Source organism: Shewanella sp. UCD-KL12 (assembly GCF_001957125.1).
Classification (GTDB): domain Bacteria; phylum Pseudomonadota; class Gammaproteobacteria; order Enterobacterales; family Shewanellaceae; genus Shewanella.
This window is the reverse complement of record NZ_MPHJ01000001.1, coordinates 254,791-268,730: the sequence shown is the minus strand read 5'-3', so window position 1 is coordinate 268,730 and position 13,940 is coordinate 254,791. Positions and strand designations below refer to the sequence as shown.

General features: G+C 43.7%; 15 protein-coding genes. 1 reads left to right on the top strand and 14 read right to left on the bottom strand.

The genetic code is table 11. The features are described from left to right. Window positions 1–366: 366 nt before the first annotated feature. The 9 genes from recO to rpoE all read right to left on the bottom strand — a co-directional run bounded on the left by recO (window position 367) and on the right by rpoE (window position 8,535). The gene (gene recO / locus BM736_RS01220; protein WP_076407721.1) at window positions 367–1,059 is read right to left on the bottom strand and encodes a DNA repair protein RecO; all 693 of its coding nucleotides are present in this window, start codon (window positions 1,057–1,059) and stop codon (window positions 367–369) included. Window positions 1,060–1,176: 117 nt separating this feature from the next. Beyond that, window positions 1,177–2,169: a GTPase Era gene (gene era / locus BM736_RS01215; protein WP_076407719.1), complete on the bottom strand. Its 993-nt coding sequence runs from the start codon at window positions 2,167–2,169 to the stop codon at window positions 1,177–1,179. Continuing rightward, window positions 2,166–2,843: a ribonuclease III gene (rnc, locus tag BM736_RS01210; RefSeq protein ID WP_076407718.1), complete on the bottom strand. Its 678-nt coding sequence runs from the start codon at window positions 2,841–2,843 to the stop codon at window positions 2,166–2,168. Before rnc ends, era begins: the two co-directional genes overlap by 4 nt. Before the next feature lies 1 nt (window position 2,844). Beyond that, complete coding sequence (gene lepB / locus BM736_RS01205) at window positions 2,845–3,762, bottom strand: signal peptidase I (RefSeq protein WP_076407716.1); 918 nt, start codon at window positions 3,760–3,762, stop codon at window positions 2,845–2,847. A gap of 149 nt (window positions 3,763–3,911) precedes the next feature. After that, window positions 3,912–5,702, bottom strand: a complete 1,791-nt coding sequence (lepA, locus tag BM736_RS01200; protein ID WP_076407714.1) for a translation elongation factor 4 — start codon at window positions 5,700–5,702, stop codon at window positions 3,912–3,914. A gap of 118 nt (window positions 5,703–5,820) precedes the next feature. Beyond that, the gene (locus BM736_RS01195) at window positions 5,821–6,276 is read right to left on the bottom strand and encodes a SoxR reducing system RseC family protein (protein ID WP_076407712.1); all 456 of its coding nucleotides are present in this window, start codon (window positions 6,274–6,276) and stop codon (window positions 5,821–5,823) included. Between the two features lie 39 nt (window positions 6,277–6,315). Beyond that, complete coding sequence (locus tag BM736_RS01190) at window positions 6,316–7,248, bottom strand: MucB/RseB C-terminal domain-containing protein (RefSeq protein WP_076407710.1); 933 nt, start codon at window positions 7,246–7,248, stop codon at window positions 6,316–6,318. Window positions 7,249–7,280: 32 nt separating this feature from the next. After that, window positions 7,281–7,904, bottom strand: coding sequence for a sigma-E factor negative regulatory protein (locus BM736_RS01185; protein ID WP_076407708.1), 624 nt, complete (start codon window positions 7,902–7,904; stop codon window positions 7,281–7,283). 52 nt (window positions 7,905–7,956) lie between these two features. Further along, window positions 7,957–8,535, bottom strand: coding sequence for an RNA polymerase sigma factor RpoE (gene rpoE, locus BM736_RS01180; protein WP_076407706.1), 579 nt, complete (start codon window positions 8,533–8,535; stop codon window positions 7,957–7,959). Between the two features lie 200 nt (window positions 8,536–8,735). On the opposite strand from rpoE, the gene nadB reads away from it, so the two are divergent. Then, on the top strand, window positions 8,736–10,346 hold the full coding sequence (gene nadB, locus BM736_RS01175) for an L-aspartate oxidase (RefSeq protein ID WP_076407704.1): 1,611 nt from the start codon (window positions 8,736–8,738) through the stop codon (window positions 10,344–10,346). A gap of 27 nt (window positions 10,347–10,373) precedes the next feature. Here nadB and BM736_RS25520 read toward each other — a convergent pair whose 3' ends face one another. The 5 genes from BM736_RS25520 to nhaA all read right to left on the bottom strand — a co-directional run bounded on the left by BM736_RS25520 (window position 10,374) and on the right by nhaA (window position 13,651). Next, window positions 10,374–10,829 (bottom strand): protein YgfX, encoded by a 456-nt coding sequence (locus BM736_RS25520; RefSeq protein ID WP_076407702.1) that lies wholly within the window; start codon window positions 10,827–10,829, stop codon window positions 10,374–10,376. Further along, window positions 10,810–11,049 (bottom strand): succinate dehydrogenase assembly factor 2, encoded by a 240-nt coding sequence (locus tag BM736_RS01165; RefSeq protein ID WP_076409794.1) that lies wholly within the window; start codon window positions 11,047–11,049, stop codon window positions 10,810–10,812. The genes BM736_RS25520 and BM736_RS01165 overlap by 20 nt, the downstream gene beginning before the upstream one ends. A gap of 95 nt (window positions 11,050–11,144) precedes the next feature. Further along, window positions 11,145–12,056: a transcriptional activator NhaR gene (gene nhaR, locus BM736_RS01160; protein ID WP_076407700.1), complete on the bottom strand. Its 912-nt coding sequence runs from the start codon at window positions 12,054–12,056 to the stop codon at window positions 11,145–11,147. 6 nt (window positions 12,057–12,062) lie between these two features. Continuing rightward, window positions 12,063–12,446 (bottom strand): hypothetical protein, encoded by a 384-nt coding sequence (locus BM736_RS01155; protein WP_076407698.1) that lies wholly within the window; start codon window positions 12,444–12,446, stop codon window positions 12,063–12,065. 23 nt (window positions 12,447–12,469) lie between these two features. Beyond that, on the bottom strand, window positions 12,470–13,651 hold the full coding sequence (gene nhaA, locus BM736_RS01150) for a Na+/H+ antiporter NhaA (protein WP_076407696.1): 1,182 nt from the start codon (window positions 13,649–13,651) through the stop codon (window positions 12,470–12,472). Window positions 13,652–13,940 lie beyond the last annotated feature (289 nt).

Below are 13,940 nucleotides of genomic sequence, written 5' to 3'. Positions count from 1 at the left end.
AATAGCATTTTATGCATAGATTTCACAAGGGTTTTATACCAATCAGCATAAAGATGTGATCGCTCAGCGAGAGTTTAGCGATTCAGAGGCAAGGCAACGAGTGAAGCGCATAGTTATTCTACGTGCTAGCTCGTTAACACAGCATATGAAGCGCTAAAACTCGCCTTTCAGGAGTGTTTTTGGCTGCCTACTTCCTCGTTGAATAGCTTCACAAGGGAATAACCATTCCATCAGCTATTCGCCTTGAATTAGTTGCCAAAAAATACTCTGAGTAGATCACTTTCTTATGCTGATTGGTATTAATCCTTTACTGCTTCCGCCATACGAAATGAGCAGCTATCAAAAACAGCAATCGATGCGCGATAACTACTTAGGCATTGGGTTGCTCGTTTTATACTTAAACAGGGCTCTAGACTTAAGCGGTTTATCACCTAAACAGGGAGCAAGCATAAGGCGCATCAAATACTTTGCCTGTTTGAGATGGTGCAGCTCAAGCCTATTTTCATTTAATGCTAACAGCATCTCCCCACTGTAGTGAGACAGCTTAGGGCCAAGGGCATTAATAAAGCCTTCATCAGGCAAGAGACGGTAGTAGTAATCAGGTTCGATAGCCTCCTGACTAAGGTCTACCGTTAAAGTTGGCATTAAACCTAACTCTTTAAGCAGTGCCAGTTCAAAGTACCTAAGCTGACTTTCACAAAATCCCGCCGCCATGGCCATTAAGGTTTTGTGATAGGTATAAAACAGGGCTTCGGCGCCGTGATCCACCGTAATACAGCGAACCATTAACTCATTAAGATAAAAGCCGGCAAAGCTTACTTCACCTGACAATGGAACTGCGGGGCTCGCCGCTTCAACCATAGATAAGGTCTTTAAACTTGAACGGCCAGAGAGCTGGAAAATAAGCGGCTGGAAAGGTTGTAAAATACTCTTAATTGAACTCTTACCACTCCCTAGACGGGCAACACAGTCGACGCGTCCGCGGCCATCGACTAACACATTCACCAGTACACTAGAGTCTTTAAAGGGGCGAGTATGGAGCACATAGCCGCGCTCCATTAAATATATCTCAAGGGCAGTCTGAAGCACTTCAGACTTAGTAGGTGTAGCATGTTAATGCTTATTTGAACAAAGTTAGGCTCAGTAGCGAAATGCTGATGAGCCTTAGTCAGATACTTACTCTTCGCCATAGCCTAAGCTGCGCAGCGCACGTTCATCGTCGGCCCAACCAGATTTGACCTTAACCCACATCTCTAGGAATACCTTGTTATCAAACAAGACCTCCATATCGACACGAGCCGCAGAGCTAATCTTCTTGATACGTTCACCCTTATTGCCTATAACCATACGCTTTTGGGTCTCGCGCTCAACAAGCACTAAGGCATTTATCTGATAAACGCCATTCTCCATCATCTTGAACTGCTCGATCTCAACCGTGCAGTCATAAGGTAATTCGTCACCTAAAAAGCGCATTAGCTTTTCACGTACGATCTCTGACGCCATAAACTTTTGCGATCTGTCAGTCACATAATCTTCAGGGAAGAAATGCGGACATTCAGGTACTGATTCAACGGACATATCTAATATACGCTGAACGTTCGTCCCTTTAGTGGCTGAAATTGGTAGAATCTCATCGAAAGGAAACTTCTTGGACAACTTATCAAGATAGGGGAATAACTCCTCTTTATCTTTAATGTTATCGACCTTATTCACCGCAAGCACGGTTTTACGACCATCATCACGGCTCTGCAGTTTACGCAGCACCATATCGTCATCTTCAGTCCAGGTCATGCCATCTACGACAAAAATAACCAAGCTGACTTCAGCTAATGAACTCGCAGCCGCACGATTCATCAAACGGTTGATGGCACGCTTCTCTTCCATATGTAAGCCTGGGGTATCAATAAACACCACCTGGCGCTCAGCGTCAGTATGAATGCCCATAATACGATGACGTGTTGTCTGTGGCTTTTTAGAGGTAATACTGATCTTCTGTCCAAGCAAGTTATTCAGCAATGTCGACTTACCAACATTAGGGCGTCCAACAATGGCCACCATGCCACAATAGGTCACATCATAAGTAGCAGCTGATGACGGATTATTCATCTGTGCGAGCAGATCATCTAAATTCGGCTCATTACTCTGCTCAGGGGCTTTTTTCTTACTCATCGCTTTAATAACTCCAACACCTGTGCAGCAGCAATCTGCTCAGCTTTCCTACGTGAACTAGCAACCCCTACAACAGGTTTATTCAGTTCATCTACATAGCACTCGACGGTAAAGGTCTGTGCATGGGCTTCACCACGTATATCTGTCACTTTATAAACGGGTAATGGCTTTTTAAACCCTTGCAGTAACTCCTGCAATAGCGTTTTAGGGTCTTTCTGATTGACAGGTTCTATGACCGCTAAGCGAGTTGCGTACCACTTAAGTACCAATTCACGGGCTGTTTCAAGCTCAGAGTCTAAATAGACTGCACCAATTATAGCTTCTACAGCATCGGCAATAATCGACTCTCGTCTAAAGCCGCCACTTTTAAGCTCTCCAGGACCAAGCTTGAGGTAATCACCTAACTTAAATTCAAAGCCTATCTCAGCCAACATCTTGCCACATACGAGTGTGGCTCGCATTCGGCTAAGATCGCCCTCTGTCGCTTTAGGAAATTGATGGAAAAGCGCATCTGATATAATAATAGAGAGAATTGAATCACCTAAGAATTCAAGTCTTTCATTATGTTTACTCGCAGCACTTCTATGAGTCAGTGCATGCTCTAGCAATCCTTGATCTTTAAAGTCATAGCCTAAAGTTCGACAAAGACGAGGAAAGTTTTTAATCGGTTCCATCTTAAGTTATTCCGCCAACACGCTCAAAACGAACCCCAGTTGGGATCCAGGTAGGTAGGAAATCAGCTGGTGTACGATCAAATTCAAAACTGATCCAAATAGCAACGGCTTTACCTACTAAATTCTCTTCAGGTACAAAGCCCCAGAAACGGCTATCAGTACTATTATCGCGATTATCACCCATCATGAAGTACTGGCCTTCAGGAATGATAAACTCACCAACAGGCAGCTTACCTTCTCGGTAATAGTATCCAAGTGGATCAGGACGCTGTGGGTTGATCAAGATATCGTGACTCACCTCGCCAAGTGTCTCAGTGTGACGAGATAGGGGAACACCATTTTGTGAAAACTCACCTTGGTTCACACCAACTCGAGCAACCTCAGTTAGCTCAGGGCACTGCTCTACACCTTCTGCACATGCGGCTTGGATGTAGAGTTGCTTATTGCGATAAACCACTCTGTCGCCAGGTAGACCAACGACACGTTTAATATAGTCAATACGTGGATCAACAGGATACTTAAACACAGCAACATCACCGCGCTCCGGCTTACCGTTATTCACCAGTTGACTACGCCAAACAGGATCTTTCAAGCCATAGGTAAATTTTTCCACCAAGATAAAGTCACCAACCAGCAAGGTTGGCATCATTGAACCTGATGGGATCTGAAATGGCTCATAGATAAATGAACGTAAAATAAGTACGAATGCGATCACAGGAAAGATTGAGCGAGATGTTTCTACAATTGCTGGCTCTCTGGTGATCTTCTCGGCACTTTCCTCACTAATTTCTGCGTCTACAGCCTGCGCCATCGCAAGCTTTTCTCGGCGCTTAGGTGCTAATAACCACGCATCAGCCATCCAGATGAGGCCACTACACAAGGTTACTATTACCAAAATGAGGGAAAAATATGCTGCCATACTTTATTAACTCCTGCCTTTAAACAAAATACTGAGATAAACGGCTGTGATTCTTGATAACAGCGACAATAACTCATTTATACGTGAGTAACGAAAGCGCCGCAAACTGCGGCGCTAGATATTGCTCACTATTAACAATTTTTAACGATTTAGTCGTTCAGCTTAAGCACTGCTAAGAAAGCTTCCTGAGGTACTTCAACATTACCTACCGACTTCATGCGTTTCTTACCATCTTTCTGTTTCTGCAATAGCTTCTTCTTACGAGAAACGTCACCACCGTAACATTTCGCCGTTACATCTTTTCGCATTGCTTTAATCGATGAACGAGCAATAACCTGACTGCCCACAGCTGCTTGAACCGCAATATCAAACATCTGGCGTGGAATCAGCTCTTTCATCTTATTAACAAGGGCTAAGCCCTTAGAGCGGATCAAACCTTTATGGATGATCATAGCTAATGCATCGACTCTGTCACCATTGATAAGAATATCTAGGCGAACCATATCGGCAGGTTCAAAGCGAACGAAGTTATACTCAAGTGATGCATAACCACGACTCGTTGACTTAAGTCTGTCGAAGAAGTCCATAACAACTTCAGCCATAGGTAGCTCATAGCTGATTGCAACTTGGTTACCGTGATAAACCATGCTCTTTTGCACACCACGCTTTTCAACACATAGCGTGATCACATTACCTAAGTACTCTTTCGGTACTAAGATATTGGTTTCAACAATAGGCTCACGCATCTCTTCGATATTATTTATCGCAGGGAGGTCTGAAGGGTTATCTACGTAGATAATATCGCCACTGGTAGTAACAATCTCATAAACAACCGTAGGCGCTGTGGTAATAAGGTCGAGATTATATTCACGCTCAAGACGCTCCTGGATAATCTCCATGTGCAGTAGGCCAAGGAAACCGATACGGAAACCAAAACCAAGTGCAGATGATGTTTCAGGCTCAAAGAACAGCGAAGCATCATTAAGGCTTAACTTGTTCAATGCATCGCGAAAGCTTTCATAATCATCAGTCGAGATTGGGAATAAACCGGCATAAACCTGCGGCTTAACCTTTTTAAAACCAGCAAGAGGCTCTTCTGAACCGTGTTTTGCATGAGTCAGGGTATCACCTACTGGTGCACCATGGATCTCTTTAATACCAGCAATGACAAAACCAACTTCGCCAGTTTTTAACTCTTTAGTATCTGTTTGCTTAGGGGTGAAAATCCCCACGCGATCAGCATTATAGTTTTGTCCTGTGGACATAACCTTAAATTTGTCACCTTTTTTCAATGTACCATTTTTAATTCGAACGAGAGAGACTACGCCCTGGTAGCTATCGAACCAAGAATCGATAATCAATGCTTGAAGTGGTGCTTCAGGATCGCCCTCTGGTGGTGGGACCTGCTCAACAATGACTTCGAGTACGTCTTTAATACCAATACCTGTTTTAGCCGAACAGCGAACAGCGTCTGCCGCTTCGATACCAACAATATCTTCAATCTCTTCAGCAACACGCTCAGGATCAGCTTGAGGGAGATCAATCTTGTTAAGCACAGGTACAACGTCTAGATCCATCTCTAGTGCTGTATAACAGTTTGCTAAGGTTTGAGCTTCAACACCTTGGCCAGCATCAACCACCAATAGCGCACCTTCACACGCTGCAAGAGAGCGTGAAACCTCGTAAGAAAAATCTACATGGCCTGGTGTGTCAATGAAGTTGAGCTGATATGTTTCGCCATCATTCGCTTTATAATCAAGCGTTACACTCTGTGCTTTAATGGTGATACCGCGCTCACGCTCAATATCCATTGAATCTAAAACCTGGGCCGCCATCTCACGATCTGAAAGACCATCACAATACTGAATTAAACGATCAGAGAGTGTTGATTTGCCATGATCAATATGGGCAATAATTGAAAAGTTTCTAATGTGCTTCATGATGCGAAATGACTGACTCAAAGTTGGAATATTTTTAAGGTGCCGAATTGTACCCGATCGGCGCTACAATACCAATCTAAACCGCTCTTTCGCGGCTGAAAGTGGCAATAAAGCCGGACTAGATAGAATAGCCCAGCTCTGAAATTATGACTGGTTGACTTGAAATCTCCATCTGCTTTGCTACTTTCTTGGCGAAAAGCCACGCCATCACAGCGCCAAACAGAGCCACAGGCATGATATGGAGGTCGCTTACCTCAGGTAACAGATAGGGCAACAGCAGTGTTGCTAAAGAGGCGCCAACAAACAATCCAAGCAAAGGTAGTAGATAAACGAGTGCTGCGGCTTTTAGAATCACGCTTTCGGGTAAGCCCAGCTTGAGTAACTGACCGGCTTGGTAGTCTTTATCTGACTGAATAGAGAAGATCTGCACTTTAGGTGAGAAAGCAGATGCAACGGCGGAGGTACCGCAAGATTCGGTATTATCACAGTGATTACAAGCATTTTTGACCTGCACCTCTACGGTAACCCAACCATCTTTTCGATTACTCAAGACTTTAGCCATCTCTTCCATCATAAGCTTGTACCTCGTTTACGCTCCAATAACGCTTTCGCGCTATTGGATAGCAATACTTTTAGCAACACGAGTTAATGTCTCTGAAGGCACCTTACCCACAGCGACCACTTCAAAGTTACCGACAACTTCAGTGGCTAATGATAAACCGTTGCGTGTCACAAGCTCCTCGGGCATTGGCGTTTCACCAACACGAGCAACATAGACAGAGATATTAGCCATGCCATCACTTAAAGCAATATATTCAACCGACTCGTGGCTTCCCATCAGCCTATGGCTATCCTTAACAAGAATACTAAAACCCTGAGGTAGCCACTTAAATGTCCAATTGTCTCCGGCATCACGCTTTGACTGAGAAATAACTGGCGGCCACTCCTGCTTGTAAGCTTCGATGAGTATTGCAGGCGCTTCATCTAGCACCAACAACTCAACAACTAAGATCTGCTCAAGAAGTTGTTTATCTTGGGTCAGCATATCGTATCTAAGGGGGAGATATGATTCCATATCAAGCCACACCTGATACCCATAACGGTAATCGTCATTGGGTATGATACGCACTAACTGACTTGGGCGCCCCGCTATTCTGCTTCTGCCACCAAGAACAAATTGATAGCCCGCTTCAAGTTTAGAAATATCGCCAGCAAACGCAGGTGGTAATATTCCCTGAATTCTAGAGGCACTCACGCTATACGCAGGTTGGTCGTGCTCGATAAAGGTAACGGTATTGCCCACGCGTACCGCGTTTTTAGGCGGGCCATTGAGATGTTCAAGAAAAGCAACTTCTTGCTGCTCTACTTTGCCATGAATATAGACTAATGGACGGATATGGTCGGCTTGAAGCTGGATCAAAGAGATTTTAAACTCTTGTTCCTGCAGAGCTTGGCTCATATTTTCTAGCCAAGCCTTTGGTGACAGATCTTCCTGTGCCATCACAGGAAGATGTAAAACTAACAGAGCTAATAGAATAAAACGCAAGCTAACTCCTTAAAGTTTAGAGCTTATTTGAACTAGTGATTCGCAGAAGTAGAATCTAGTTCTCTATTGTCTTCTATTTTAGTCCCATTATTCAATCTTTGTTGAAGCATATGGTCTTGAAAATATGAATTAATGCGCTGACGCTGCTCTATCACCTGTACATTCGTAAAGCTTTGGCTCTGTTGTACTGGCCCAGTCTGTAAACTTACCGGTGTAACACTACCAACAAGTGGACGTGTATTTAGCACTGGCAGTGGCGAAGCATCTATTGAGGCTTCTTGATTGTAGTTTTGTACACCTACAATCGCGAACAGTGCCACACTGGCAGCAATGGCATATTGACCAAACTGCTTAAACATAGGGATCACATTGGCAAAACCTTTGTTATCGCTTTGAGTTGGCTCAGTCACAGTATCAAGGCTAGGCTTGTGAGCCGGAGCGATGATTGTCGGTTCTTTGTCGATAGCAGCTGCAATACTGGCACTGAGATCCAAGTTAATTGACTTGGGTAACTCACCACGCATAGCGTCACCGATCATATGATAATCACGCCACTGCTGATGTGAATCCTTATCGGCTGTTAATTCAGCCAATGTCTGCTCATCAACTTCACCGTCGACGGCAGCGGACACCCATTCCTGACCTAATTTATCCATTTGTCACCTGTGTTGGTACTAACATTAAGTACCTGTAATTAGTAAAAGGCTGTTATTGCTGCAGCAAAGGCTGCAGTTTTTTATCAATTGCTTCACGGGCTCTAAAGATACGAGATCTTACAGTTCCAACGGGGCAATCCATAACACTTGCTATCTCTTCGTAGCTCATACCATCAAGCTCACGTAACGAAATAGCCATCTTTAACTCTTCTGGTAAAGACTCTAATGCATCGAAAATTACATTTTGAATATCATCAGCCATCAGTAAACGCTCTGGAGAAGCAAACTCCTTTAGCGCATCACTGCCGTCGTAATATTCAGCTTCTTCTGCATCGACATCATTTGCCGGAGCTCTTCGCCCCTGAGCAACCAGATGGTTTTTAGCTGTATTTACCGCTATGCGGTACAACCACGTATAAAAAGCACTTTCACCTCGAAAGTTTGGTAGCGCTCGATAAGCCTTAATAAAGGCTTCCTGAGACACATCAGCAACGTCTGCTTGATTGCGCACATAGCGTGAAATCAAGTTTATAACCTTGTTCTGATACTTCTGAACCAAGAGATTAAACGCATTTTTATCGCCTTGTTGAACACGTTCAACAAGCTGTTGATCACTTATTTGTCCACTCATCCGAGCCGACTACTCCTAAATCTAAAATGCTGATTTCTCAGTCGCTCGAATCATATGCACATATGTAGACTAGCGAACTTTAAAAAAGTTCTAAAAAAATTGCATCGAAATGAATTTATTTTCTGTTAACTATGAATCTATCCAAAAAAGCTCGCTTAGTTTAACATAGTTAACACTCACAGAATTTACCATGATACCTGATGAAACAAGTAGTTGAACACCAATCTGACCTTTTGGTTATCGGTAGTGGCGCAGCTGGGCTGACTTTAGCTCTGCATCTAGCTGAAAAGTCGAAAGTTATCTTATTATCTAAAGGCCCTCTAAGTGAAGGCTCTACCTACTATGCCCAAGGCGGGATTGCTTCAGTATTCGATGAAGGTGATACCGTAGCGTCACATGTGGCCGATACACTCGTTGCAGGTGCAGGACTTTGCGATGAGCCTGTTGTGAAGTTTACGGCTGAAAATGCCAAAGCTTCTATGGAGTGGTTAATCAAATGTGGTGTTGCCTTTGATAAAGAGGAAAACTACCAAGGTGACTCAAGTAATGCACCTTATCACTTGACCCGCGAGGGAGGGCACAGTCATAGACGTATTCTCCATGCAGCTGATGCAACCGGGAAAGAGGTACAAGTAACCCTTGAAGATAGAGCCAGAGCCCACCCAAACATTCAGGTTTTAGAGCGCTATAATGCCATTGACCTGATTACTTCTCGTAAACTTAATCGCCCCGGTAATCGTGTTTTAGGCGCGTATGTTTGGAACCGCGATGTCGAGCAAGTTGAAACCGTCAAAGCACGCTTCGTTGCATTAGCAACCGGAGGTAGCTCAAAGGTCTACCAATATACCTCCAACCCTGACATTGCATCTGGTGACGGTATTGCTATGGCTTGGCGTTCTGGCTGCCGTGTTGCCAATATGGAGTTCAACCAATTCCACCCCACTTGTCTGTACCATGCTGACGCACGAAACTTTTTGCTTACCGAAGCGCTTCGTGGCGAAGGTGCCTACCTAAGGCGCCCTGATGGCACACGCTTTATGCCTGAGTTTGATGAGCGGGCAGAACTTGCTCCTCGTGACATAGTGGCAAGAGCGATAGATTATGAGATGAAACGCTTAGGATCAGATTGTGTCTACTTAGACATTACCCATAAACCTGCAGATTTCGTCATCAAACACTTTCCAACCATTCATAAGCGCTGTTTAGAGTTCGGTATTGATATCACAACAGATCCAATCCCGGTTGTACCTGCTGCACATTATACCTGTGGTGGCATCATGACAGATCTCCACGGACAAACCGATCTTAACGGCTTATATGCCATAGGTGAAGTTGCATATACCGGCCTGCATGGTGCTAACCGTTTAGCCAGCAACTCACTACTCGAGTGTCTGGTTTTTGCCAGAGCGGCAGGGGAAGATATAGAGGGGTTGCTGCATAAAATCCCTATGCCAGGACAACTGCCTCCATGGGATGAGAGTAAAGTTTCCAACTCTGATGAAGAGGTCGTTATTGCCCATAATTGGCATGAGCTACGTCTGTTTATGTGGGATTACGTTGGCATAGTACGTTCAGATAAACGCTTAGAAAGGGCTCTGAGGCGCTGCGCTATGCTCCAGCAAGAGATCCAAGAGTATTACAGTAACTTTAGGGTCAGTAATAACTTGCTCGAGTTAAGAAACTTAGTACAAGTTGCTGAATTAATTATACGTTGTGCCATGGAGCGAAAAGAGAGTCGTGGTCTGCATTACAACATAGACCACCCTCAGCTATTAGATAATCCTAAACCAACTATCTTACAACCTGACTAATACCAATCAGTATAACGATGTGATCGCTCAGCGAGCGTTTAGTAATAAGCGGCACAGGTGCCTAAAACCTGTGTCGTCTAGCATATCAGCCCAAACAATCATTAGCCTTTTCCGGTGACTCCCCTCAAGTTGAATATAAAACAGTACGATAAAGGAAGTGATAACAGGTTTTCGTATAAGTTTGAACTTTTTAGCGACTTGCGTGCTATCGGCTATGTATCTGTTTGGCGCTTTGATACTTAGCATCCCCTCACCTCGATCGCCGAGAGTAAATTGACAAGACCATTGCTTTAATTGGTAAAACTGGTAGATAAAGAACAAACAGATAAGACTAAAAAGCAAGTATTTGAACAACTGGAAATAAGCATTACCGAAATATGGCCACGCTAGAAAGGAGGTTAAACAGATACAAGCAGCGACGACCAACGAGAGCCGCTGGTCGAATGAAGCGGTTAAGGTAAAACTATGGCGCGGCTCGACCACGGACACGAATAACCATCTCGGCTAACTCAGGGTCAGGGCACTGTTCATGACCCATAAACCAAGCAAATAATACAGGGTCTTCACCTTCAAGCAGCCTAACAAAAATCCCTTTATCTAAATCATTCATCTGCTCATAATGTGCTTCGACGAAAGGTTGAAAAAGAACGTCTAGCTCTAACATACCTCTACGGCATGCCCATCTTACTCTCGCGATGTTCATTGGTTCAGCCACAAACTTGCTCCTACTTCTCGGTATCGGGCTAGTTTACCCCTAGTTAAAGCCTGAGTCGATGGCTTGCCCAGTTGAAAAGGGATTTAAATTAGCCTTTGTACCTGTTCATCTTTGCCTGCAAAAAGTTCAGTAAAGTCAGTCTCTAATAACCGCTTAACTGCTGGGTGCTGAATCATTCTTTCTGCAAACATGACATGATAAACCTCTTTAACATCGTTGGTTTCACCGATTAGGTTCATGCCATGAGCAAGAATATCTTGTTTATAGATAGAGGGAGCAACAAATATTCCCTGCTTAAAATAGCCGAAAGCCTTCATCATTGCCGCATCGTCAAACTCACCTAAGATATTAACGTTTAGGCCATTTTCATCAAACCAATGATGCAACTGCTGCCCAAGAGAAGTTCGCTTTCCAGGTATTAATAGCTTCCCGTCTTCTAAGCATTCAGGAAATGGCTTGGTATACTCATCAGCGGAGAAAAAAGCAATTCCTGACTCGCCAAGCTTTTTAGAGAGGATCTCAGGATATTTTAAAGACTCACCAGCACAATCAGACAAGATCATATCCAATTTATGCTCTCTTAATCGAGTCATTAAGCTTTCGTGCGTCGCCTCAAAACACGCCAAGTGCATAGAACCATCGCTTGGTACGACTGAGAGTAAAACTCGACTGGCTAGGGCTTTAGATAAAGCATCGGCAATTCCCACCTCAAAGAGAATATTCTCATCTTTTTGATAGTTAAGAAGATCCAGCATTTCGTAGCTTAAACTGAACATCTTATCAGCGTAACGAAAAACCAGTTCGCCTAATTCAGTGGGCTCAAGTGAACGCCCAACTCGTTTAAAAAGGCTGCCTTTAAGACGAGTTTCTAAAACTCGTATCTGACCAGTTACTGTTTGTGGTGCTAAGCATAAAGCCTCGGCAGCTTTCGCTACCGAGCCTTTTTTATGCACCATCCAGAAGTAGTACAGATGGTTATAATTTAAATGAGACATTAGCTACTATTTAAGGCGCTGACAGTCCATCAGACTGAACATCACACTGTTAAGCTCTTCGACACTATTCACATTTCCAGCACTGAACGCTTCAGCAAGGCCTGTAACTAGCACATTTCGATCAGGGAGTCGGCTTTCACAATAGGTTCGATTAGCCTCCTGAAAACGTTTTCCGCTACGGTACTTAAGAGCCCTTGACTCATAGGTATCGGTTTCAATACGAGCACCCATTGCATCAGGCTTGTACATCATAGCGCCATCGACAACGCCCTCTAGGTAATGCTGACAAGACTCACTGTTAATGTCAGCGTTGCAAGCCTTTAACTGATCGGCTTGCACACTAGAAACAAGGCCTAAACTCAATGCTATAGTAAGAAAAGCGACTCTCATAATAAATTCCCCCGAACTTCTATCTATTTACTTTCTTGCGCCTTAGCTGCCGGTAAGACTTTGTCTAACCAGAAGTAACCAATAAGCGCAGATAACAATGAGCCAACTAAAATCCCTAATCTAGCAAAGTCTCCATTAACCGCACCTTCACCCACAAAGGCTAATGATGAGATAAACATAGACATGGTAAAGCCGATACCACAGAGCACAGATACTGGTGCAATATGCCTCCAACCCATTCCTTCAGGTAATACAGCAAGCTTTAATTTTACAGCAATATAACTACATAGCATCACACCGACTGGCTTACCAAGCAGCAGACCTAATGCAATACCTACTGGTACGGGTGAAACGAGCGCATCTAAGCTCATACCACTCAAACTTACGCCCGCATTGGCAAAGGCAAAAATCGGTAGGATGATAAACGTACTCCATGGATGCAAGCTGTGCTCTAGGCTTTCAGAGGGCGAAGAGCCATCTTTTGCTCTAAGTGGAATACAGAAAGCGATGATCACACCAGCAAGGGTTGCGTGAACGCCTGACTTCAATACTGCTATCCACAATATAATGCCCAGTACGCCATATGGCCCTAGTGCGGTAACCCCTTTACGGTTCAATCCTATTAAGCCTGCTATAGCAACAGCCGCAACAATCAAACTAATCGTAGACAGATCTGTACTATAGAACAGTGCAATGATCACAACAACGCCTAGGTCGTCAATGATAGCTAGTGCAAGAAGGAATACTTTTAATGCTACAGGTACGCGGCTTCCAAGTAGAGCCATGATCCCAAGGGCAAATGCAATATCAGTCGCAGCTGGAATAGCCCAACCTACCTGTGTAATTGGATCGCCATAGTTAAACATCAAATAAACAGCTGCTGGGAATACCATGCCACCAATTGCTGCAAATGTAGGTAAAGAGGCTTGAGCTGCACTTGATAGCGCCCCCTCTAATAACTCACGCTTGACCTCTAAGCCGATTAGCATAAAGAACAAGGCCATCAGACCATCGTTGATCCAATGAATGAGCGTCTTATCAATATCTAGACTACCGACTCTAACTTGCATCTCGGTATCTAAAAACCCTTGATACATACCAGCAAGTGGTGAGTTAGCCATAATCATAGCGAGTACAACCGCTACCATAAGCAGGATCCCGCCTGCCGATTCTTGGCTTAAAAAATTCTTTATAGCCCTTTCCATATTACGCTCCAATAAATCTTAATGATCTGAGTGTAGCCGAATACAAATCTATTGAATATTCGATTCCATCTGCTATAAACATCGGAAATGCCGATGTTTAGAGTGTAGCTATAGAATGACTAGCTATCAATAGATTAATTGATGAACATTATAAAATTTACAGGAAAAACAGGAATGTGACTTAAATCACGCAAGAAGGTAAACGCTTTACTGATGAATTTATATGCAAGTTAAACGAAATAAAAAGCAGGCAATATGATCTATTACCTGCTTGATAACTCTGAAATAA